General features: G+C 60.5%; 21 protein-coding genes. 18 read left to right on the top strand and 3 right to left on the bottom strand.

The genetic code is table 11. The features are described 5' to 3' along the window. Positions 1-141: 141 nt before the first annotated feature. Entirely contained in the window at positions 142-492 is a 351-nt protein-coding gene (locus tag M0954_RS04430) for a DoxX family protein (protein WP_122156488.1), read from the top strand. Between the two features lie 105 nt (positions 493-597). On the opposite strand, the gene M0954_RS04425 is transcribed toward M0954_RS04430, so the two are convergent. After that, entirely contained in the window at positions 598-1,500 is a 903-nt protein-coding gene (locus tag M0954_RS04425; protein ID WP_297351836.1) for a LysR family transcriptional regulator, read from the bottom strand. A gap of 299 nt (positions 1,501-1,799) precedes the next feature. On the opposite strand from M0954_RS04425, the gene M0954_RS04420 reads away from it, so the two are divergent. Next, positions 1,800-2,741 carry an aromatic alcohol reductase gene (locus M0954_RS04420; RefSeq protein WP_297351834.1) on the top strand — a complete coding sequence of 314 codons (942 nt, stop codon included), beginning with the start codon at positions 1,800-1,802 and terminating at the stop codon, positions 2,739-2,741. Positions 2,742-2,928: 187 nt separating this feature from the next. Beyond that, positions 2,929-3,285: a cupin domain-containing protein gene (locus M0954_RS04415; RefSeq protein WP_122159226.1), complete on the top strand. Its 357-nt coding sequence runs from the start codon at positions 2,929-2,931 to the stop codon at positions 3,283-3,285. A 50-nt stretch (positions 3,286-3,335) separates the two neighbouring features. On the opposite strand, the gene M0954_RS04410 is transcribed toward M0954_RS04415, so the two are convergent. Both M0954_RS04410 and M0954_RS04405 read right to left on the bottom strand, forming a co-directional pair. Further along, positions 3,336-4,397, bottom strand: coding sequence for an isocitrate/isopropylmalate dehydrogenase family protein (locus M0954_RS04410; RefSeq protein ID WP_123386069.1), 1,062 nt, complete (start codon positions 4,395-4,397; stop codon positions 3,336-3,338). Between the two features lie 45 nt (positions 4,398-4,442). Then, on the bottom strand, positions 4,443-5,846 hold the full coding sequence (locus tag M0954_RS04405) for an MFS transporter (protein WP_297351832.1): 1,404 nt from the start codon (positions 5,844-5,846) through the stop codon (positions 4,443-4,445). Between the two features lie 164 nt (positions 5,847-6,010). On the opposite strand from M0954_RS04405, the gene M0954_RS04400 reads away from it, so the two are divergent. The 15 genes from M0954_RS04400 to M0954_RS04330 all read left to right on the top strand — a co-directional run. Then, positions 6,011-6,940, top strand: a complete 930-nt coding sequence (locus M0954_RS04400) for a LysR family transcriptional regulator (RefSeq protein ID WP_297351830.1) — start codon at positions 6,011-6,013, stop codon at positions 6,938-6,940. Between the two features lie 88 nt (positions 6,941-7,028). Further along, a complete protein-coding gene (locus M0954_RS04395) occupies positions 7,029-7,724 on the top strand; it encodes a GntR family transcriptional regulator (RefSeq protein ID WP_297351828.1) in 696 nt (231 codons plus the stop codon). Positions 7,725-7,763: 39 nt separating this feature from the next. After that, positions 7,764-9,020 carry an S-methyl-5-thioribose kinase gene (gene mtnK / locus M0954_RS04390; RefSeq protein WP_123386066.1) on the top strand — a complete coding sequence of 419 codons (1,257 nt, stop codon included), beginning with the start codon at positions 7,764-7,766 and terminating at the stop codon, positions 9,018-9,020. 44 nt (positions 9,021-9,064) lie between these two features. Then, positions 9,065-10,144, top strand: a complete 1,080-nt coding sequence (mtnA, locus tag M0954_RS04385; RefSeq protein WP_297351826.1) for an S-methyl-5-thioribose-1-phosphate isomerase — start codon at positions 9,065-9,067, stop codon at positions 10,142-10,144. Beyond that, a complete protein-coding gene (locus M0954_RS04380) occupies positions 10,141-10,797 on the top strand; it encodes an L-fuculose-phosphate aldolase (protein WP_297351824.1) in 657 nt (218 codons plus the stop codon). The genes mtnA and M0954_RS04380 overlap by 4 nt, the downstream gene beginning before the upstream one ends. A gap of 77 nt (positions 10,798-10,874) precedes the next feature. Then, a complete protein-coding gene (locus M0954_RS04375) occupies positions 10,875-11,981 on the top strand; it encodes a substrate-binding domain-containing protein (protein WP_133894488.1) in 1,107 nt (368 codons plus the stop codon). 66 nt (positions 11,982-12,047) lie between these two features. Next, a complete protein-coding gene (locus M0954_RS04370) occupies positions 12,048-13,598 on the top strand; it encodes a sugar ABC transporter ATP-binding protein (protein WP_297351823.1) in 1,551 nt (516 codons plus the stop codon). After that, on the top strand, positions 13,595-14,596 hold the full coding sequence (locus M0954_RS04365; RefSeq protein WP_122156477.1) for an ABC transporter permease: 1,002 nt from the start codon (positions 13,595-13,597) through the stop codon (positions 14,594-14,596). The genes M0954_RS04370 and M0954_RS04365 overlap by 4 nt, the downstream gene beginning before the upstream one ends. Before the next feature lie 19 nt (positions 14,597-14,615). Continuing rightward, positions 14,616-15,626: a dihydroxyacetone kinase subunit DhaK gene (locus M0954_RS04360; RefSeq protein WP_297351821.1), complete on the top strand. Its 1,011-nt coding sequence runs from the start codon at positions 14,616-14,618 to the stop codon at positions 15,624-15,626. A gap of 15 nt (positions 15,627-15,641) precedes the next feature. Continuing rightward, positions 15,642-16,268, top strand: coding sequence for a DAK2 domain-containing protein (locus M0954_RS04355; protein WP_122156475.1), 627 nt, complete (start codon positions 15,642-15,644; stop codon positions 16,266-16,268). Between the two features lie 216 nt (positions 16,269-16,484). Further along, complete coding sequence (locus M0954_RS04350; RefSeq protein ID WP_297351842.1) at positions 16,485-17,489, top strand: ABC transporter substrate-binding protein; 1,005 nt, start codon at positions 16,485-16,487, stop codon at positions 17,487-17,489. 106 nt (positions 17,490-17,595) lie between these two features. After that, positions 17,596-19,065, top strand: a complete 1,470-nt coding sequence (locus M0954_RS04345) for a sugar ABC transporter ATP-binding protein (protein WP_297351840.1) — start codon at positions 17,596-17,598, stop codon at positions 19,063-19,065. Next, positions 19,062-20,024 (top strand): ABC transporter permease, encoded by a 963-nt coding sequence (locus M0954_RS04340; protein WP_297351819.1) that lies wholly within the window; start codon positions 19,062-19,064, stop codon positions 20,022-20,024. The genes M0954_RS04345 and M0954_RS04340 overlap by 4 nt, the downstream gene beginning before the upstream one ends. A 74-nt stretch (positions 20,025-20,098) precedes the next feature. Continuing rightward, a complete protein-coding gene (locus M0954_RS04335; protein WP_297351838.1) occupies positions 20,099-21,019 on the top strand; it encodes an ABC transporter permease in 921 nt (306 codons plus the stop codon). Between the two features lie 78 nt (positions 21,020-21,097). Beyond that, positions 21,098-21,878, top strand: a 781-nt coding sequence (locus tag M0954_RS04330; RefSeq protein ID WP_297351817.1) for an SMP-30/gluconolactonase/LRE family protein, incomplete at its 3' end; no start/stop codon positions are given.

The raw sequence follows: 21,878 nt of genomic DNA, 5'->3' as shown, positions 1-21,878 counted from the left end.
TGGACCGTTCGCTGACGCACTGGCGCTCGACCAGACGGTAAGCGCTCAGCATGCCCGGCGAGTTCTTGCGTGGGAACCCCACGGCCCGGGCCTGATTGCGGACCTCTCTGTACAGAAGCATTTTCAGCAAAGCAACGGAGCATGACGATGGCGTTAAACATTGCATCTTTTGGATCGATTCTCGCGACGATCGTAGCGGTTCTGTTCGCCGTTGCGGGGGTGGTCAATCTCGCAGGACGCGGCGCGGTGAAGCGCGACTTCGCACGCTGGGGTTACCCGGCATGGTTTCGTTTGCTCTGTGGCGCTCTCGAGCTGCTCAGTGCAGCACTTCTGCTTGGACAACAAACCCGAGTTTTGGGCTTAACGCTGGCCGGTGCGATCATGATTGGCGCTCTTTTCACACTGCTACGAAATCGGGAGCCGTTCCGGCATCTCGCTCCGGCGCTGATCTTCTCGGCTCTCGTTGTGGTTACTGTGGCGGTCCGCGGTTGAGGCTTCGTTGTCACCGGGCGGGCGAGCGCGGACGCCCAGAGGTTGCGCGCGTTCATCGACTTTCCGTGCGCGCGCCTGTTTCCTGATAGTGCTTCGGACTACATGTCATTGAAATGAAGCAGTCGTCGAGATCTCGACGATCCAATCGACAAATGCCTTGATCGCGGCAGTTGCATTTCGGCCGAGTGGATAGACGATGGAAATCGGCACCGGCGAGCATCGAGCGTCAGCGAGCACTTCCTTGAGCCGTCCGGTTTGCAGGTATGGAAATGCTGCGAATCGTGATATCTGAATCAGCCCCAGCCCTTCCAGACCGCATTGCAAATAGGCTTCCGTCTCGTTGATGGAAAAGCGGCTTTGCATCGCGATCGCAAGATCTTCACCGTCAACCTTGAAGCGCCAGTCAAGCGGCCGGCCGGTCGCATTCGATATGTAGTTGACTACGCGGTGAGCGCCCAGCGCGCTCACCGAATCGGGCTCGCCATGCTCCCTGAGATAGCCGGGCGACGCGCAGGTTAGCCAACCAAGTTGCCCAAGCCGACGCGCAACCAGTGTCGAATCCGTCAGTTCGCCAGTGCGGATGACGCAATCAATGCCGTCGTAGATCAGGTCGGCGGGTCGGTCACTGAGCCCAAGCACTAGTTCGATGTCCGGAAAACGCTTCTCGAACTCGAGCAGCCTCGGCAAGACGATCGCCCGGGCGATCAGGCCGGGCATACCTGCTCGCACACGCCCGCGTGGGGTCGTTGCGTCAGAAGAGAGGTCGATCTCCGCTTTCGCAATGTCGGACAGAATGGCCTGGCACGATGCGAAGTAACGCGCGCCCGCATCGGTCAGGCTTAGCGTTCGGGTACTCCGCCTGAGCAGTGGCGTGCCAAGATGGGCCTCCAGATTCTTGATGACTGTCGTGACGGACGATCGAGGCATCGACAACGTCTCCGCTGCCTTGCTGAAGCTTTGTGCCTCGACGACACGTACAAAGGTGGTCATTGCCAGAAGTTTGTCCATGCGCGATCGCCTTGGTCTGGTCGTCAGCAGAGCACGGCCGGCAGCTTGAAGGAGACCCATCATACCGTCACCGCCGGACGTTCCAGCTCAACGAGCCTGTCCGGCTTGCGAGCAGAGCCGGTTGATTTGACCTCGATGCTTTCTGTATTCCGCCACGGCGAACAATGCGACGCCTGTGCGCCCCTACACTCCTGATCATTCGACGACCCGACTCTCCGGTCAGCACAAAGCGTGTGCTGCGTAGTCCGGTCGCGAACTCCGCTTCTACCCAACTCCGCTTCTCTAAAGAGGTAACGCATATGTTGCATGACAACGGCATTCTCGTTCTAGGCGCAGGCGAACTTGGCATGGCTGTACTGCGCACGCTTGTGCGCCGAACGGCGCCCGCCGCCATCCCCGTGGCAGTGCTACTCCGCCCGGCGACGATTGAATCCACGGACCCAGTCAAACAGAAGGACGTGGCAGAGCTTCGCTCATTAGGCATCCAAATCGTTCCAGGAGATCTTGCAGACCAATCGGGCGCTGCAATCGCCGACATTTTTCGACGGTTCGATACCGTCATTTCGTGCACCGGGTTTGTCGGCGGTCCGGGCGTACAACTAAAACTCGCCCGAGCCGCGCTGGATGCCGGAGTCAAACGGTATTTCCCTTGGCAATTCGGCGTCGACTATGACGTGATCGGTAGAGGAAGCGCGCAGGATCTGTTCGACGAACAACTCGACGTGCGCGATCTTCTCCGCTCGCAAGTGCAGACCGAATGGGTCATTGTCTCGGCCGGCATGTTTACGAGCTTCCTGTTCGAACCATCCTTCGGCGTTGTGGATCTGGCCCAGAACACCGTGAACGCATTAGGCGGTTGGGACAACGCGGTGACGGTGACGACGTCGGAGGACATCGGCGCCCTGACGACGGAGATTGTGTTCTCGGAGCCGAGAATTACCAATCAGATCGTGCATATCGCGGGTGACACGGTGACTTATCGTCAACTGGCGGACACGGTCGACAGATTGATGGGCACAGATGTCCTTCGCAATGATTGGAGCGTAGATGAATTGAAGCTGAAACTGGCCCAGGAACCCCATGATTCTCTGCGGAAGTACCGCGTCGTTTTTGCGGAAGGGCGCGGTGTTGCTTGGAATCAGCAAAGCACATTCAACGCGCAACGGGGTATCGCGGTCTGCGGGCTCGAGCAGTGGATGCGAAGCAACGCCCTGATAAACGACGCTGCTCGGACTGCCTGACCATTCCGCCATCATCGAACCCAACCCAAGCAGTTTCGATCTGCCGTGACCGGTCAATTCCGCTCACATACTCACGAGAATTTTTGGCTTAGTGAGCGCTTCAACCGCGGGCTATGCTGGGAGTATGGAACACGCGGTGCGCCTGCGCCGTGCAGTGTTGGTCCAACCGAGCTTCACGGGAGACGACATGATCCAACCGATCAACATGGGTGCGCTCGCGGGTGGCACACTTGAAGGCTATTCAAATCAGGTTCTAACTCGCGTGAACGACCATGATGTTCATTTGAGCGTCATGGACGGACCCTATTTCTGGCACCTGCACCCCGATTCCGACGAAACATTCCTGGTCATCGAAGGCGTGCTCATCATCGACTTCGATGATGGATCGGTCGACCTGCGCTCCGGTCAGCTGCTTACCGTGCCAGCAGGTACGCGTCATCGCACGCGACCGCACGGCGCACGCTCAGTTAACCTCACGGTTGAAAAGGCCAACGCGACGATGATCAGGTGCGAAGCACCACCGGCTTGGCCGCAACCGTCCTGAGTGAATCGACGGGTCCCTGCGTCCAAACCTCGAAGCCCCTTCTGCACCGACTAGTTTTGCCCAATGGCCTGCACGATAGCGTCACCCATCTCATGAGTCTTACTGGTCCCACCCAGATCGGCCGTAAGCGAACGCTTCTCACGCATAACGGTGCTCACAGCTTTCTCAATCAGCACAGCGGCTTCGCTTGCTTTGGCGACGTCATGCTTACGTCCGAGCCAATCAAGCAGCATCTGCCCAGACATAACCATCGCGTACGGATTCGCAATGCCGCGACCCGCAATGTCGGGGGCCGACCCATGCGTGGCCTGAGCCATCGCATGTCGCGGTCCAGCTGAGAGCCCCGGCGCCAAACCGAGACCTCCAACAAGTCCCGCGGCCTCATCGCTAAGAATGTCGCCAAACATATTGGTGGTGACGACTACATCGTACTTCTGCGGCGTCATCACGAGACGCATCGCGAACGTATCGACAATCGCTTCGTTCATGACCACATCGGGATATTCTGCCGCAATGCGTTTGGCCTCCTCAACGAACATGCCGCACCCGAGTTTGAACACCGTATCCTTATGAACCACGGTCACCTGCTTGCGTCTCGATCGTGCCAGCTTGAACGCCTCGTGCAACACTTTCGATGACCCAGCGCGGGTGATCACGCGCACCGAAATGGTCACATCATGAGTAGGCCGAAATTCTCCACACCCGGCCACAACATTGCGGTCTGGCTGAAACCCCTCATTGTTCTCCCGCACGATGACAAGATCGACATTCTGATGCAACGACTCAATGCCGGCATACGAGAGGGAAGGGCGGATATTCGCAAACAGATCGAAGTGTTTGCGCAAGATCGGATGCGGATTGACTGCCTCAGGCACTTTCGGATAAGCCATATGTCCGATCGGTCCGAGCACCCATCCGTCGAGCGCCTCAAGCCTTTCCAATGTACCGGGAGGCAACGTATAGCCGAGCGTGTCGTACGCTTTGCGGCCAATTGGAACGGGATGCCAGTCGATCTCGAGACCGGCCACTTCAGCAGCCGCTCGCATCACTTTCACTGTCTCGGGCACGACCTCATGGCCAATATCGTCGCCTTCCAGAATACCTATTTTCATGCGTCTTTCTCCGTTAAAATGAGGATGTCTAATGATTGATGCGATTCATGGCGAAAGCTCTTCAAGGCTGCGGCCGTTAGTCGGCGGACCGAACGCGCCAATACCAACGATGATTGCGGCCATGGCAACGCCAATCATGAGGAACACGCCACGCTGACCATAACTGGCCATCAGATCGCCCACCCAGTAGCCCACAAAAACAGAACTCACGCGGCTCCAGCAAAAGGTGAATCCAATGGCGCGGGCACGAATGCGCGTAGGGAAGAGTTCCGCCGCATAGGGATGAAAGATGGCAATCATCCAGTTGTTGCCAAGCGCGATCAGTCCACCTGTGCAAACAATCAGCGGCACATTGTGGCCCGTGGCAAACAGCGTTCCCGCCGCTCCGATCAGACAGGCACATAAAACGAGCTGCCATTTGCGCTCGATACGTTCGGAAAAATAGCTGCCTACGGCGGCGCCGACCGGTGCCATCAGCACGATCGCGAGCGAATAGTTGAGCGAGTGGACGATCGAGAAGCCGTGCTGGATAAGCAGCACTGGCACGAATGCGGTAAAGCCAAACACCGCGATGGTCTGCGAGAACTGGAACAGCGACACGATGATCGTGCGTGACAGATAGAAGCGACTGAAGATTTCTCTCCATCGCCCTTTTTCGATGATCGGATCCGGCACGCTCAGATCAGGCGCGGATAAAGGCTCGCCACGCTCGTTTTCCACAGCCTGTTCGATCTCACGTACCACACGATCGGCTTCCTCCACCCGGCCGTGGACTTCTAGCCAGCGCGGCGATTCGGGCAAACCGCGCTGCAGCAGGAAAACAATCAGGCCGCTAGCCGAGCCGATCATCACGACGATCCGCCAGCCAGCGATTCCGAACGGATCGAGCGGCACGAGGATCGCAGCAAGCAAGGCCGCCACTGGAATGGCCGACAGCACGAAGATGTACGAAGTCGTCATGTAGCGGCCGCGGCTCGCCCGGGGAGTCAGCTCGGTGACGTAGCAATCGTTGTTCACGAGTTGCATGCCGACGGCAAAGCCGGCGATGAAGCGCGCCAGATCGATCAACAACGGATCGCCAAGAACAGCCACCGCAAACTGCGATGCCGAGTAGACCATCATCGAATATACGAACACCGCGCGCCGTCCAAAGCGGTCGGACACCGCGCCGAAAGCAGCAGTACTAAGAAACATGCCGATAAAGAACGAAGCGAGAAAGCTGGCAAAGCTATGAACATCCAGCAAGCCCTTGTTGGCGATCGTATAGATGCCGGAGCGCATCAGACCCAACGAAATAAAGCCCGGCATAAATAGCTCGAAGAATTCGAACCAGCCGCCCGCAGCAATTCGCGCGACGATCTTCATCAGATGACGCGACCTGGGCAACCGGTCGATTCTCGCCATGATCGCGTAATTACTTCGCAGCGCTGACGGCAAGCTGAGTTCCATGTTTGTCTCCGTCTTTATAGTGGCGTTGCGCATCATTTAAGCGCGCCGTGCAGCATCTTGTTGCGACGCCGCATTCATCGCCGCTGCATCAATACATTCTTGGCGCCTGATTGCGATCTTGCAATACCATAATGGCTCACTTCTTTATTAACCTGAGGTTAGGAATGCTGGAGCGAGCGGACCTGGCGCTGGTGCTGGCGGTACGGGAAACGGGCAGTCTGATCGGTGCGGCGCGGCGTTTGGGGGTGAGCGGCGCAGCCATCACCAAGCGGCTTGCGCAGATCGAGGCTCAACTGGCAGTGCGTCTCTTCAGGAGGACAACCCGCAGCGTCGTGCCCACGCCTGAAGGCGATCTGTATTGTGAGCAGGCCATGCAACTGGTTGCGGGGTTTGAAAGCCTTGAGGCCCGCATCGCAGACTTCAGTACCACGCCGGTAGGTCTGATCAAGCTGGCGTGTAACGTCGGCTTTGGTCGACAGTGGATGGCGCCTGTCATCGACGCATTCTCGCGTCTGTATCCATCCGTTCGGATCGAACTGCATCTTCGGAACACGCTGCCCGATCTCCAGGCGGAGGGTTTCGACGCTGCTGTGTGGCTGTGGCGCCCGCTGTCCACACAATGGATCATCCATACCCTTGCGCGGAACAACCGCGTGATGGTGGCGGCGCCCGACTATCTGCAGCGTGCGGGCGTGCCGCAGACGCCCGCTGATCTTTCGCGCCATACTTGCCTGTTGATGCTCGAACGCGACATGCCATCGTACGTGTGGCGCCTGAATCGTGTATCGCCGCAGGGTGCCGAGGAGTCGACCATCGACGTGCGCGTTTCGGGCCCGCTTTCCAGCAACAACGGCGAGGCACTGCGCGACTGGGCACTGAGTGGAGCGGGGATTGCGCTTCGTCCGTACTGGGATGTCTACGCGCACATTCAGAGCGGGAGCCTGACTCACGTGTTGTGTGACTACGCGAAACTGGACTCTGACGTTCAGTGGATTGCGCCGTACCGGGCGCATTTGCCGGAACGGGTCAGACTGCTCAAGGAGTTTATTGAGGGCCGGCTCTCCGACGCGCCATGGCTGCATCGGCCAGGGTAAATCCTGAGAAAAACATCAGACGTCTGATGTATTCTTTAAAAAAGAACAACGGATGGGCCTGCGTATGCGCCTGAGCGTAGAACGGTCGATGAGCGACAAGATTCAGGATTCGCTTCTCGCGATGATTCGCGAGAAGGGCCTGAAACCCGGCGATCAGATCCCTACGGAGATCGAGCTTTGCGAATTGCTGGGCGTGGGACGCTCGAGCTTGCGTGAAGCCGTGGCGCAGATGATCTCGCACGGGCTGCTGTCGCGCGTGCAGGGGCGCGGTACCTTCATCAGACAAGTTTCGTTGAAATTGCAAGGCGGTCTCGATGATCTGATGTCTGTGACCGATATGATCAAGAGCGTCGGCGCCGTGCCGTCAACCAGTCGTCTGCAGATTGAGCATATCGAGGCATCGGAAAGTCTGGCGGAAAAGCTGGGACTGAAGGCGGGCGATCCGTGTGTGCGGATCGAGCGGGTCAGAAGGGCTGATGATGCCGTTGCGGCGTATTGCATCGACATTGTCCCGAAGCAGGTGTTCGATGCCGCGAACGGCGAGCTAGGCGAATCGCTGTTCGCCATGTTCTACCGCACCGGGAGGCGACTCTCGCATACGCACTCATCGATCCAGCCGACCATCCTGACGCCGCGTGATCTGCCCGAACTGGGCGAAGGATTTGGGTTGTTCCTGTTGCTGGACGAAGTGGATTTTGATCAAAGCGGCGAGCCGCTTTGCTATAGCAACGACTATTACAACACGAGCATCTTCAAGTTCGACCTGGTACGCAAGCGCCACTGATAGCGGGCGCGCGGTTGGGTCGATCGCGGAGGAGGCACCATGGAATTTGAGGCGTTGAATGCGTCCGAGCTATCGGCGTATTTGCGAGGCATTCCTGTTGTACACAAGCTGCTCGGCGAGCCGGCCGAACTGGATATTGCCGAAGTCGGTGACGGCAATCTGAACTACGTCTACTTCGCGAGCAATGCGAGGACGCCGGCAAAGAGCGTGGTGGTCAAGCAGGCGCCGCCGTTTCTGCGGCTTGTAGGCAAGGCCTGGCCGCTCACGCGCGAGCGGCTCGAGCGCGAGGTCGCAGCCCTCAGGCGCTTCGGGGCGCTGTGCCCGGAGCACGTCCCGAAGGTCTACCATGCCGATAGCGAACTGTTCCTGATGGTGATGCAGCGGCTGTCATCGCATTGCATTCTGCGCCAGGGGCTCATGAATGGTGTGGTGTATCCGAAGCTCGCCGATCATCTCTCCACGTTTCTCGCCAACACGCTGTTTTTCGGCTCAGATCTCTTTCTCGCACCCGACATCAAGAAGCAGGCCATGGCCGCCGCGGTCAACGGCGAACTATGCAGGATCACTGAAGACCTCGTATTTACGTATCCGTTCGAGGACCATTCTTCGAACGTCTATAGCGCGGCGTTGCCACGCGCGGCCATTGACCGGCTACGGTACACGCCTGAATTGCGCGCGGCGGTTGGCGAGATGAAGTGGGCATTCATGAACCGGGCCGAGACGCTGATTCACGGCGACCTGCACACAGGTTCGATCATGGTCAATGAAGACGAGACCTATGTGATCGATCCCGAGTTCGCTTTCTACGGACCGATGGCGTTCGACGTTGGCGCGATCATCGCCAATCTGCTGCTCGCCTATTTCTCGAGGGACTGGCATGGCCGCGTCAACGGCGCTTCGCCGGAACCGTATCAGGCGTGGTTGCTCGATCAGGTGTGCGACATCTGGTCTGGCTTCTCGGCAAAATTCCAGGCGCTTTGGCGCGATCACGAAGGGCGCAGCAAGACGCACTTCATAGGCAACGACCCGAGTCGCGTATGTGCCGATGCGTTCAGGGCGCACTTTATGCAACAACTGTTCGCGGACACGCTCGGCTTTGCAGGATGCAAGATGATCCGGCGGATCGTCGGCATGGCAAAAGTAGCAGACATCACACGTATTACCGACGACGCCGCGCGCGCCGCGATCGAAGTGCGCTGCCTGCAGTGTGCGGAGACGCTGCTGATGGAGCGCGCCTCGCTGACGAGCATAGAAGACGTCATTGGTCTCGCGCGGGAGATTGGATTTGCCTCATGACCTGCGCCCATTCCATCTCAACCCGTGATGCCTCTGGAGCACGCATGGTTTCCACGCCGTCTATTCCGAACCTTCCAGCGACCATTGCATGGGAAAACGACGGCTTGTCGATCCTCGATCAAACGCGTCTGCCGCACGAAACCGTCGTTGAAAAGCTAACGACAGCCGAGGAAGTCTGGCGCGCCATTCACGAGCTTCGGGTGCGCGGTGCGCCGGCCATCGGTGTAGCGGCGGCGTATGGGTTGTGCGTGGCGATGCGTGCGAGCGTCCATTTAACGATAGCCGGGTTTCGCGCGCAACTGGCGAAGCAGGCGGCGTATCTCGACAGCGCGCGGCCCACGGCGGTCAACCTTAGCTGGAGCCTCACGCGCATGCTTCAGGCGGCGCACGCGTCGCCTGCGAGCGAACCGGCATCGCTGCTGCGCGTATTGATCGACGAAGCCGTCGCCATCCACGAGGAAGACCGCGCGCTGTGCGAAGGCATCGGCGCATATGGTTTGCCGCTGATCACCGAAGGTTGCGGCGTGTTGACCCACTGCAATGCGGGCGCGCTCGCCACGACTGGCCTCGGCACAGCAACCGCTCCGATCTACAAGGCGCACGCCTCAGGCACGAAGTTCCGCGTCTACGCCGATGAAACCCGCCCGCTGCTGCAAGGCGCGCGTCTCACAGCCTACGAGCTGCAGCAAGCCGGCGTGAATGTGACGTTGATCACCGACAGCATGGCGGCCTCCATCATGGCGCAAGGACTCGTCGACGTGGTGATCGTCGGCACGGATCGCGTCGCGGCAAACGGCGATTTCGCCAACAAGATCGGCACGCTGGCGTTGGCGATTGTCTCGCGGCATTTCGACATTCCGTTCTACGTGGCCTGTCCGTCATCCACGCTCGATCTGCACACGGCAACGGGCGACTCGATCGTGATTGAACAACGCCGTGACGATGAAATCACGCACCTCTATGGCCAGCGCATCGCGCCTGCAAACATGAAGGTTAGCAATCCCGCGTTCGATGTAACGCCGCACGAGCTTGTGACCGGCTTTATCACCGAACGCGGCATCGTGCAGGCGCCATTCGCGCAAAACCTGGCCACACTGTTCGCCATGGAAGGAGACGCGGCATGAACGATAACGCGTTGCGCGAACAGATCGTCCATACCGTACGCGAAATGGAGCGCCTGGGTATCAATCAAGGCACGTCGGGCAATGTTAGCGCGCGCTGGCTCGACGGCTTTCTGATCACGCCTAGCGGCGTTCCCACTGCGCAACTGCGTGCAAGCTCGATTGTCTGGTTGCCGATGGATATCAAGGAGCCGTCGCCGGTGCTCGACCAGGCCAGACCCTCGTCGGAGTGGCGCTTTCATCGCGACATATTGGACTCGCGGCCGGATGCGCATGCGATCGTTCACACCCATTCAGCAGCGGCCACCGCGTTCGCCATTCACGGCCGCGATATTCCCGCTCATCACTACATGGTCGCGGCAGCGGGCGGCAATTCCATTCGCTGCGCACCGTATGCGACCTTCGGCAGCCAGGCGCTCTCCGATCATGCCGTCGCCGCCTTGCAGGAACGCAGCGCCTGTCTGCTTGCGCATCATGGCGTGATCGCGCTCGGCCCCGATCTTGGGCGTGCGTTGTGGCTCGCGCATGAAGTCGAAGTGCTGGCGAAGCAGTACCTGCTGGCGTGCCAGCTTGGCACGCCGCCCGTGCTGCCGGACGAAGAGATGCAGATCGTCGTAGAGAAGTTCAGGAGTTATGGTCCGAGGAGAACGCAGTAGAACTGATCGTTGCATCACACGCTACATCTGCAACGCGTAGCAAAACCGCCTTAATAATGTGAAAAACGGAGACAGACATGGCTTGGAATTCAGGAAGATTCGATGCATGGGGCAAGCTCGGCGCGACAGCGGGGACGGTGGTCCTGTGTGCGGCTACGGTGCTGGCAGGTTGTTCGAAGAGCGAATCGCCGTCGTCTTCGGGCACGGCGGCAAGCGATGCGGGCGCAAGCGCACCAGCGGCAATGGCAAGTGCTGCTCCGGCGGCGGGCGGCAAGACGAAGATCGGTTTCTCGGTCTCCACGCTGAACAACGCGTTCTTTGTCGGCTTGAAGCTGGGTGTGGAAAAGGGCTCTAAAGATCAGGGCTTCGACCTCGTGCAGACCAATGCGAACGGCGACGCCCAGCAGCAGGTCAATGACGCGATCAACCTCCTGAGCCAGGGCGTGAATGCGCTCGTGCTGAACCCGATTGACTCGAAAGCAATCATCCCCGCCGTGGAAAAGGCTAACAGCATGGGCATTCCCGTGTTCATGCTCGATCGCGGCTCAGACGGCGGCAAGGTGACCTCGTTCGTGGCATCGGATAACGTCGCCCTCGGTGCGACAGGCGCGAAGTGGATCGCGGATCAATTGAAGACGCGTTACGGATCGCCGAAGGGCAATGTGGTCGACCTGATCGGCCTCGTCGGCACGACCGCTGCAACTGACCGCGAGAAAGGCTTCTCCGACGAAATCGCGAAGTATCCGGACATCAAGGTCGTGGCACGTCAGGAAGGCGCGTTCGACCAGGAGAAGTCGCTTAACGCCATGACGGACATTCTGCAGAAATTCCCGCAGATCGATGCGGTGTTCGGCGCGAACGACGACAACACGGTGGGCGCGGAAAAGGCCATCGACAACGCGAATCGCTACAAGCCGCTCGGCGACAAGGATCACATCATGGTGATCGGCGCGGACGGCACGGCGCAGGCTTTGTCGGCGATCCGCGCGGGCAAGCAGGACGCGACAATCTCGCAGAACCCGATCGAAATGGCGGCCAAGGCGTTGAGCTTCATCACGGACTACCAGGCGAAGAAGGACGTGCCCGCCAACTATGCGTGGCCGACGCTGCTGATCGACAAGTCGAATATCGACTCCGATGAAACCAAGAAGTACGGCCTCTGGTCGCTGCAGGTCAGCCAGTAATCTGTAAATGCGAACATGCGCGCCCGCGTTGCGGGCCGCATGCTTCAAGCCAGACGAGAATCGAACATGAGTGCCGAAACGAATGTGCCGGAGGTGGCTAGCGGGCGAGCTGCCACGCCGGGTGGTCATGCGCCGTTGTTGCGCATGGAAGGCATCGTCAAGAGCTTTCCGGGCGTGAAGGCGTTGCGCGGCGTGAGCCTGACGCTGGAAGCCGGTCACGTGATGGCGATTGTCGGCGAAAACGGCGCGGGCAAATCGTCGCTGATCAAGACGCTGTCGGGTGCGTACGAGCCTGATGAGGGCAGCATTGCGATCAACGGGGTGCCGCTCGGGCGCGGGACGCACGCCGCAATCGATGCGGGCGTCGCAGTGATTTATCAGGAGCTGTCGCTGGTCAACGACATGACCGTGGCGGAAAACCTGTTCCTCGGGCGCATGCCTTCGCAAGGCGGCTTCGTGAAGCGCCGAGAAGCGAATGACGATGCCCGCAAGGCGCTTGCGCAAGTCGGGCTCGAGAGCGTGTCGCCGTCAATGCGCCTTGGCGATCTGCCGCTCAACAAGCGGCAACTCGTGGAAGTCGCGAAAGCGGTCGCACGCGAGGCACGCATCCTCGTGATGGATGAGCCTACCGCCGCACTGCAACGCGGCGATATCGCGAACCTGTATGCCGTTGTGCGCCGTTTGCGTGCGGCGGGCATGGGCATCATTTTTATTTCGCACCACCTGGAAGAAGTGTTCGAGCTGGCGGATTCTGCCGTCGTCATGCGCGACGGCGTGACCGTCAGTTCTCGTCCGATGTCGCAATGGACCGAGCAGGAGCTGGTCCAGGCGATGGTCGCGCGCAACCTCGAATCGTTCTATCCGTGGGAGCCGCGCGAATACGGTCCGGTTGTGCTGGAGGTGCGCGATCTGGCGAGCCCGCCTATCGTGCGGCACGCCTCGCTCAGTGTGCGGGCGGGCGAGATCCTTGGTATTGCGGGTATCGCAGGGGCAGGGCGCACCGAATTGCTGAAGGCGATCTTCGGCGCGTTGCCGGTGACGCAAGGCGAAATCATCGTGCGCGGCCAGAAGGTCAGCATCAAATCGCCTAGCGACGGTGTGCACCACGGTCTCGTCTATACCGCTGAGGATCGCAAACTCGAAGGGCTCGTGCTGGAAGCGAGCATCGAGGAAAACGTTGCTCTATCGAGTCTGAAGGCGCTCGCCACAGGCGGTTTCGTCAGCAATGCACGCAAGCGCGCACTCGCGCAGGAGGCAAGCACGCGCTTCGGCGTGCGCGCGCCGTCGGTCATGCAGATCACCGGCAACCTCTCGGGCGGCAATCAGCAGAAGGTCATTCTCGGGCGTGCGACCGCGACGAATCCGGCCGTCATCATGCTCGACGAGCCCACGCGCGGCATTGATGTGGGCGCGAAATCGGAGATCTATGCGCACATGGTTTCCATGGCGCGAGCGGGCGCGGCGGTGATCATGGTCAGCTCGGAACTGCCGGAGCTGCTCGGCATGTCGGACCGCGTGCTGGTGATGTACCGGGGCAGCATCGTCACGGAAATTGCTCGCGACAAGGCGGATTCGGAAACGGTCATTCAATGGGCTACGACAGGAGTAGGGGCATGACGTCCACGACAACCAAACAGGCGGACTCGGAGGCGTTCTCGCAGCGCCTCATCCGGCAATTGCGCAGCGGCATCGGGCCGCTATTCGCGGCGCTCGTGCTGATCTGTGTAGTGCTCTCGATCGCATCGCCGGAATTCCTGACGACCAGCACGCTGACCAACGTCATGGTGCAAGTCTCGGTGGTCGGCATTGCAGCGGTGGGCGCCACATTCGTGATCATCACCTCGGGTATCGACCTCTCGGTCGGTTCGCTTGTGGCGCTGAGCGGCATGGTGGCTGCGACTGTGATGGCTGGATCGGCGGCCGGGAACGTTGGGCTCGGGCTCGGCGGACTCGCGGTGGCGCTGGCGGTTGGCGCGATCGTGGGTGCGCTGAACGGCTTCTCGGTGTCGTGGTTCAGGCTCGTGCCGTTCATCGTCACGCTGGCGATGATGGCAATGGCGCGCGGCCTTACGCTCGCCATCTCCGATGGCCGCACCAAGTTCGATTTCCCCAATTCGTTCACCGCATTCGGCGCGAAGAGCGTGGCAGGTCTTCCCGCACCGATGCTCGTGATGCTGGTGGTGTTCATCGTCGGTCACGTTCTGTTGCGCAAGACCACGTTTGGACATCAGGTGTTCGCAGTGGGCGGCAACAAGGAAGCGGCGCGGCTCGCGGGCATTCCTGTCGGGCGCGTGATCTTTCTCACATACACGCTCGCAGGCGTGACCGCGGCCATCGCCGGCATCGTGCTCGCAGGGCGGCTGAATTCGGCATTGCCGTCGGCGGCAAACGGACTCGAATTGCAGGTGATCGCTGGCGTGGTGATCGGCGGTACATCGCTCGCGGGCGGCCGCGGCTCGATCGTGGGCACGTTCATTGGCGTGGTGTTGATCGGCGTGATCAACGTCGGCCTGTCGCTGCTCGGCGTCAATCCCTTCTGGACACAATTCATTCAGGGCGGCGTTATCTTCGCCGCCGTCATGCTCGATGCGCTCAGTCAGCGCCGCAAGAACTAACCTCATTCAGGAGACACGCATGAGAAAGATCATCAACCAGCCCGATCAATTCGTCGATGAGATCATCGAGTCGCTGTTGATCGCGCATCCGGGCTGGATCAAGGCGGCAACGGCCGACCGCCGCGCGCTTGTGCGCGCGGATGCGCCGAAGCAGGGCCGCGTGGGCATCGTAACGGGCGGTGGATCGGGACACATGCCGGGCTTTCTCGGCTACGTGGGCGAAGGACTATGCGGCGGTGTGGCGGTAGGGAACGTGTTTTCATCGCCATCATCCGAGCAGATTTACGAAGCGACCAAAGCGGTGAACGGCGGCGTGGGCGTGCTCTATGTGTATGGCAATTACGGCGGCGACGTTTTTAACTTCGATCTCGCGGCAGACCTCGCGGAGCCGGATGGCATCGATGTAAAGACCGTGCTGCTGACCGACGACGTGGCGTCCGCGCCCAGCGAACGTAGCGCTGACCGGCGTGGCGTGGCGGGCATGGTGTTCGTGTTCAAGTGTGCGGGCGCGGCGGCGGAGCGCGGCGATTCGCTTGAGGAGGTCGCGCGCATTGCGGCGAAGGCGAACAACCAGTGCCGCACGATGGGCGTGGGTTTGTCGCCGACAATTCTGCCCGCAGCGGGCAAGCCGACCTTCACGCTGCCCGAAGGCGAGATGGAGATTGGCATTGGCATTCACGGCGAGCCGGGTACGCACCGCGGCAAACTGGAAACGGCCGATGAAATCGCTACGCGGCTTACCAACGAAATTTTGCGCGATCTTGCGGCGCCTAAAGGTTCGCGCGTGGCGGTGCTAATTAACGGCCTCGGCGCTACGCCTTTAGAAGAACTGTATCTGCTTTATCGACGTTCGGCCGCACTTATCGCCGAACAAGGTTTGACGATTGCGCGCTCTTATGTGGGCGAGTACGTTACGAGCCTGGAAATGGCGGGCGCATCGATTACCGTCATGCTGGTAGATGACGAACTCGAAGCGCTGCTCGCCGCGCCAGCGCGGTCACCTTTCTTTCATGACTGGTCGAAAAGCTGAAAAGAGGGGAACGTCATGAGTCTTTCCTGTACTGAACTGCGCGACTTGCTCACGCGTACGCTTACCGCGCTACCCGCTCATGCCGAAGAGTTGCGCGAGCTTGATGCCGCGCTTGGCGACGGTGATCTCGGCATTACTGTGCAATCCGGATCGACGGCGGTCGTCAAGGTGATTGGCGCGTTGCCGGAAACAGCATCGGTATCCGAACTTTTGCTTGCCGCCGGCAAAGCATTTTCCACGGCAAATCCGTCGACGTTCGCGGCGCTGATCGGCGGCGGGCTGCTCGCTGCATCAAAGACGGTGACCGGCAAGGACGCGATCGATAAAGCCGATGCGCTTGCGATCGGGCGTGCGGTCGCAGGGCGGATCATCGAACGCGGCAAGAGCCAGGTGGGCGACAAGACCGTGCTCGACGCGCTCGTGCCTAGCCTCGATACGCTCGAAGCCACATCCGGCTCTGCTGACGTCGTACTCGACGCAATGATTGCGAAGTCGCAGGAGCAAGTAACGGCGACGGCGAGCCTGCAATCGAAGAAGGGGCGCGCAGCGTGGGTGCAGGAGCGCAGCATCGGGCATGCCGATCCAGGCGCGACAGCCTATCTGCGGTTTCTCGAAGCGTTGCGCGCGGCATTGAAGGCTTAGAACAATGCGCGCCTCCGATCAGGGTTTACGTTGTCGAACCGATAACCAGCGGGAATCGGTTGCGCGGAATACGCAATTGGATAACGTCTTCCCTCGTACTAGACTTTCCGGGGAGCGGACGGTGCCCGCGGCTTCCGTTCGCCCCCAGCACCTCAGATCTGCTTCTTTACAATTCCAAAACGGAGACATCACGTGAGATCGAAAGTGGCCTGCGGCATTCTTGCCGCTGTGGTTTGCGTCAGCATTGCCAATACAGCCGGTGCACAGGTAGCGAGCGGCGACACCTCGTCGCTGAAAATCGCGCTCTCGAACAACTACGCGGGCAACAGTTGGCGTCAGGCGATGCTCAAGAGCTGGTCGAATGTCGCCGATGCAGCCGTCAAGCAGAAGGTGGTCGCCGCTGCGCCCACTTTTACTACCGCGGAGAATCAGGCCACCGAGCAGGTGCAGCAAATGCAGAACCTGATCCTGCAGGGTTTCAAGGGCATTGCTGTGGATGCCGTTTCGCCTACCGCGCTCAATGGCGTCATCAAGCAGGCCTGCGGCGCAGGGGTGACGGTGGTGTCGTTCGACGGCATTGCATCCGAGCCTTGTGCGTATCGCATCACGGTCGATTTCCGCAAACTCGGCTCGATGCAGGTCGACTATATGGCGAAACGCCTGAACGGCACGGGTAATCTGCTCGAGATACGAGGTCTTGCCGGCGTGTCCGTAGATGACGAAATCCATCAAGGCATCGTCGATGAGCTCAAGAAGTACCCGGGGCTGAAGATCGTCGGCTCCGTGCATGGCGATTGGACCCAGACGGTAGCGCAAAAGCAGGTGGCCGGTATCTTGCCGACGCTGCCGAAAATCGATGGTGTCGTGGACCAGGGCGGCGACGGCTTTGGCACGGCTAAGGCCTTCGCCGAAGCCAACCGTCCGACGCCGATCATCATTCTTGGCAATCGCCAGGAAGAGCTTGCATGGTGGGTGGAGCAACGCAAGAAGGGCAACTACGAGACGCTGTCGGTCACGATCCCGCCGGGTTGCTCGACGTTTGCTTTCTGGATCACCCAGCAACTGCTGGCCGGCAAGAAGCTGCCGCACGATATCCAGATGCCGCTGCTTGAGGTGAAGGCGGACGAACTCGACTCCGTGCTCGCTAAGACGCCGCCGGGTCAGCTTGCCAACAAGGAGTACACGCGCGACGAAGTGCTTAAGGTCGTCGACTCGAAGTAAGGCGAGAGGCTAGCGGCGATGCGTGACATCGTCTCTGGCCGTCGTCGGCACAACGAAGGGATCTATGACGGTTTCATTCGATGAATCATCGGACTCGTCGGGCAGCATGCCTGACGAGGTCTTGATAGGTCTTGCCGGCATCGGCAAGACGTTCGGTCAGGTCAAGGCGCTGAGCGGCATCGACTTTGCATTTCGGAACGGCGAATGCGTTGGTGTCGCCGGTCACAACGGCGCGGGCAAGTCCACGTTGATGGCGGTGCTCGCAGGTGTCTACGCGCCGGATCACGGCACGCTCTCGGTTGCGGGCCAGCCGGTCAGCCACTACGACGCCAACGTTGCGCGCGAAGCGGGTGTGCGTTGCGTGTTCCAGGAGCTATCCCTGTGCGCGAACCTGTCGATCGCAGAGAACATGTGCATTCTGCATCCGCAACTCAAAGGACGCGGGTGGCGCAAGAAAGCAACCGCATTAATGGCCGAACAGCTTGACGCGATTTTTCCGGGCCATGGTTTGAAGGGCCATGAACTGGTCGCGGACCTGACGTTGACGCAACGTCAGATGGTCGAGATCGCGCGAGCGTTCACCGTGGTGGTGGCGCCGGTGAAGCTGGTGATTCTCGACGAACCGACTTCCAGTCTCGATGCGCATACCGCCGGACAGCTGCTGGTTTTTATCCGTGAGGCGGCGAGCCGTGGCATCACCTGTATTCTGATTAGCCACATGCTCGGCGAGATTGAACGCGTCGCGGACCGTGTGCTGGTGATGCGCGACGGCATGGCGGCCGCGGTTTTGCCGCGCGATACATTGACGCAGGACGCGATTGTGCGCGCGATGGGGCAGCACGTCGACGTCGAGCGTCAAACGCAAAAGGCTGCCCGTGCGCAGGACAATGGCAATGCCGCGGATTTCACGTGGCATGTTGGGCCCACTGCATCGAAGCGCTCCACGATCAACGCGGCGCGCGGCGAGATTGTCTGCTTTGCGGGCCTCGCAGGGCAGGGTCAAACCGAAGCGTTGCTCGCCATCTATCGCGACGCCACCCGCCGCGGTGCCGCGACGCGGGTGGCGTTTGTCGCGGGGGATCGTGCCGACGACGGTGTGTTCCCGCTCTGGTCGATCAGCGAGAATCTCGCGATCCGCTCGCTCTATGGCGCGTCGAACGGTCTGCGCAAGCGCTGGCTGGTCGACGCCGATGGCGTCCGCAAGCTCGTGCAGGACTGGCGCGCGAAGATCGGCATTCGCGGCGCCGCGACCCGTGCGGGCATCCTGTCGCTCTCGGGCGGCAATCAGCAGAAGGTACTGTTCGCGCGCGCCCTGGCCTCCGACGCGGACCTGATCCTGATGGACGATCCGACCCGTGGCGTCGACATCGGCACCAAGCGCGACATCTATGAGCTCGTGCGCAGCGAGGCCTCGAACGGCCGCACGTTTATCTGGTACACCACGGAAAACGACGAACTCGCGTACTGCGATCGCGCCTATGTGTTTCGTTCGGGCCGCGTTACGCGCGTGCTACACGCGGATGAATGTACCGAAGAAGTACTTCTCGCAGCCAGCTTCGAGGAGCAAGCCGCATGACGCCTTCCGTCGCGACAGGGCTGAATGTCCGCAACGTTCGAAATGCACGCCTAAGGGCTTTGCTACCGGTGTTTTCGCTGGTGGTGATTCTGGTGCCTATCTTCATCCTGCAGCCGGCGACGTTCAGTTACTTCGGCTTGGGACTGCTACTCAACCTTGCCGTGCCGATCGTCTTTGCGACGCTCGCGCAACTGGCCGTCATCACGGTGAACGATCTCGATCTGTCGATCGGCGCGTTCGTCAGCCTGACCGCGTGCATCGGCGCGACCTTGTGTGTGCGTGAGCCGTGGCTCGGCATCGTGGCGCTGATTGGGTGTGTGCTGGCGTATGCGGCGATCGGCGCACTGATCGAATTCCGCCAGATTCCGTCGATCGTGGTCACGCTCGGCCTGTCTTTTGTGTGGACGGGGCTGGCAGTGCTGCTTCTGCCTTCGCCTGGTGGCAGCAGCCCCCTCTGGCTTGGTAGCCTGATGACGTATCAAACGCCCCTGATTGCTGCGCCGATTGTTTGGTCGGTCGTGATCGCGCTGGTGGGGCATCTGTTATTGATGCGTTCGTCGGCAGGCGTGCGGGTGAGAGCTGCGGGCGGCAATCCTCGGGCAATGAGCCGGTTTGGCTGGTCGATGGTCAAGAGCCGCGCCATCCTGTACGGCGTCGCCGGTATCTTCGGAGTGTGCTCGGGCCTGTCGTTGCTCGGCCTCACAACCTCTGCCGATCCGAACCTCGCACTGCGCTACACGCTGCTGTCGATCGCTTCGGTAATACTGGGCGGCGGCGAGTTTGTCGGCGGACGGGTCTCCGTTTGGGGCGCTGTGCTGGGCGCTATCACGCTTACCGTGGCCGCATCGTTTCTCGCCTTCCTCAACATTTCACCGGACTGGCAGGTGGGCATGCAAGGCGTGATCCTGATTGCGGTGCTGTCGCTGCGGGTCTTGTTGCAACGCGGGGGGCGCCGATGAACCCGCAGTCCGAGCTTCAATCCGCTACAGGCTCCGCCGCCGACGCGCAACCGACGCTCGTTGCGCGGCTCAGAATGCTGCGTGCGCCGTGGGTCTGGTCCTTCGTTGGCGCGATCGGCGTTGGCATCCTTATCGCGGTCGTGTTCGGGATTTCCATCGCGGGCAACGTCGTACTGACCGCGCTCGTGTTTGGCGTCTTCATGGTGCTGGTCGGTCTTGCGCAGATGCTCGTCATCACCTCGGGGCCGGGCAACATCGACCTGTCGGTGCCATCCGTTATCGCGCTCGCTGGCATGATCGCCGTCCACGTGATGGGGGCGTACGGCATTGCCGCCGGCTTCGTTGCTGCGCTCGCCGCCGGCGTCGTCGTCGGTCTCGCGAACTATCTGCTGATTCGTGTGCTTCGAATCCCGCCGATCATCGCGACGTTGTCGTCGAGTTTCATCATTCAGTCGGTTGCGATCACGCAAAGCAGCGGCATGAATGCGCCGCCTGTCGCGCTGGAGACATTTGCTAACGGCCACCTGCTCGGAGTGCCGCATCTCGCGTTGATCGCCCTGGCGTTGTCGGTAGTGATTGCCGTCCTGTTGCATCTGACGGTATTCGGCCGCGGGCTTTCCGCGGTTGGCCAGAACCCGCGAGCGGCGTGGCTGGCGGGCGTGGGTGTCGAGGCGACGCGTTGCAAGGTGTACATGCTGTCCGGTGGCATTGCGGCGCTCACAGGTGTGCTGCTTGCCGCCGTGTCGGGTGGTGCGACGCTGGATATGGGCGTCGAATACATGCTGATCTCGATAGCGGTGGTGGTGATCGGTGGCACCCAGGTCACGGGCGGCCGGGCGACGGTCATCGGTGTGTGGGGCGCCTCGATGTTCCTGTTCCTCACCAATGCCGTGCTCAACGCGTTGGGCGCGGGTGCAGGCATGCGCTCGATTGCGTACGGCCTGCTGATTATTGTCGTCGTGGTGGCGGCAGGCGGGCGCTCGGCGCGCTACTAGCAACGCACTGCCAAACGCAACGGCCCGACCTTCGGTTAACCCGGGCTTACTATCAAGTGCAATGGGAAGACAAAGACAATGGAACCTAAAGACTTTGAAGTTCACGATGCGCGCTTTCGCGCATTACTGCAGCCCAACGCGCAGCTAGAAAAGCTATACGGAGGCTGTCTATGGGCCGAGGGCCCGGCGTATTTCCCGGCGGGCGATTACATCGTCTGGAGCGACATTCCTAACAGCCGCATGCTGCGTTGGGCGCCCGGCATGGGTGTGGGCACGTTTCGCGCAAATTCGAATTTCTCCAACGGCAATACGCGTGACCGCGAAGGACGGCTTGTCACTTGCGAGCACGGCGCGCGCCGTGTGACGCGTACCGAGCACGACGGCAGCATCACCGTGCTCGCTTCCGCCTATCAAGGCAAGCGGCTGAATTCGCCCAACGACGTGATCGTCAAATCCGATGGCTCGGTCTGGTTCACGGACCCCGACTACGGCATTCTCAGCGATTACGAAGGCGGCCGTGCCGACAGCGAGATTGGCCACTGCAACGTGTATCGCGTGACGCCAGGCAGCGGAGAAGTCACGCTGGTGTCCGACGATTTCGTCAAGCCCAACGGACTGGCCTTCTCGCCGGACGAGAGCCGCCTCTATGTCGCGGATTCCGCGGCCTCACACATCGAGGGTGCACCACACCACATTCGCGTTCTCGATGTGGCGGGCGGCAAACTGAGCAATGCTCGCGTGTTCGTTGAGATTCAGCAGGGCGTTCCAGATGGCATGCGTGTGGACGAGTACGGAAACCTCTGGACCAGTGCGCTCGACGGCGTGCATTGCTACGCGCCGGACGGCACGCTGCTCGGGA

Source organism: Paraburkholderia sp., from assembly GCF_026225065.1.
Taxonomy (GTDB): domain Bacteria; phylum Pseudomonadota; class Gammaproteobacteria; order Burkholderiales; family Burkholderiaceae; genus Paraburkholderia.
The sequence above is the reverse complement of the archived record's forward strand: the minus strand, read 5'-3'. Positions and strand labels throughout refer to the sequence as shown.

Excerpts from the sequence above, each read along its gene's own strand:
- M0954_RS04415 (WP_122159226.1), top strand. The coding sequence starts at position 2,929 with ATGATCCAACCGATCAACATGGGTGCGCTCGCGGGTGGCACACTTGAA.
- M0954_RS04370 (WP_297351823.1), top strand. The coding sequence starts at position 12,048 with ATGAGTGCCGAAACGAATGTGCCGGAGGTGGCTAGCGGGCGAGCTGCC.
- mtnK (WP_123386066.1), top strand. The coding sequence starts at position 7,764 with ATGGAATTTGAGGCGTTGAATGCGTCCGAGCTATCGGCGTATTTGCGA.
- M0954_RS04405 (WP_297351832.1), bottom strand. The coding sequence starts at position 5,846 with ATGGAACTCAGCTTGCCGTCAGCGCTGCGAAGTAATTACGCGATCATG.
- M0954_RS04410 (WP_123386069.1), bottom strand. The coding sequence starts at position 4,397 with ATGAAAATAGGTATTCTGGAAGGCGACGATATTGGCCATGAGGTCGTG.
- M0954_RS04430 (WP_122156488.1), top strand. The coding sequence starts at position 142 with ATGACGATGGCGTTAAACATTGCATCTTTTGGATCGATTCTCGCGACG.
- M0954_RS04340 (WP_297351819.1), top strand. The coding sequence starts at position 19,062 with ATGACGCCTTCCGTCGCGACAGGGCTGAATGTCCGCAACGTTCGAAAT.
- M0954_RS04395 (WP_297351828.1), top strand. The coding sequence starts at position 7,029 with ATGAGCGACAAGATTCAGGATTCGCTTCTCGCGATGATTCGCGAGAAG.
- M0954_RS04360 (WP_297351821.1), top strand. The coding sequence starts at position 14,616 with ATGAGAAAGATCATCAACCAGCCCGATCAATTCGTCGATGAGATCATC.
- M0954_RS04335 (WP_297351838.1), top strand. The coding sequence starts at position 20,099 with ATGCTGCGTGCGCCGTGGGTCTGGTCCTTCGTTGGCGCGATCGGCGTT.
- mtnA (WP_297351826.1), top strand. The coding sequence starts at position 9,065 with ATGGTTTCCACGCCGTCTATTCCGAACCTTCCAGCGACCATTGCATGG.
- M0954_RS04380 (WP_297351824.1), top strand. The coding sequence starts at position 10,141 with ATGAACGATAACGCGTTGCGCGAACAGATCGTCCATACCGTACGCGAA.
- M0954_RS04365 (WP_122156477.1), top strand. The coding sequence starts at position 13,595 with ATGACGTCCACGACAACCAAACAGGCGGACTCGGAGGCGTTCTCGCAG.
- M0954_RS04375 (WP_133894488.1), top strand. The coding sequence starts at position 10,875 with ATGGCTTGGAATTCAGGAAGATTCGATGCATGGGGCAAGCTCGGCGCG.
- M0954_RS04345 (WP_297351840.1), top strand. The coding sequence starts at position 17,596 with ATGCCTGACGAGGTCTTGATAGGTCTTGCCGGCATCGGCAAGACGTTC.
- M0954_RS04400 (WP_297351830.1), top strand. The coding sequence starts at position 6,011 with ATGCTGGAGCGAGCGGACCTGGCGCTGGTGCTGGCGGTACGGGAAACG.
- M0954_RS04425 (WP_297351836.1), bottom strand. The coding sequence starts at position 1,500 with ATGGACAAACTTCTGGCAATGACCACCTTTGTACGTGTCGTCGAGGCA.
- M0954_RS04355 (WP_122156475.1), top strand. The coding sequence starts at position 15,642 with ATGAGTCTTTCCTGTACTGAACTGCGCGACTTGCTCACGCGTACGCTT.
- M0954_RS04420 (WP_297351834.1), top strand. The coding sequence starts at position 1,800 with ATGTTGCATGACAACGGCATTCTCGTTCTAGGCGCAGGCGAACTTGGC.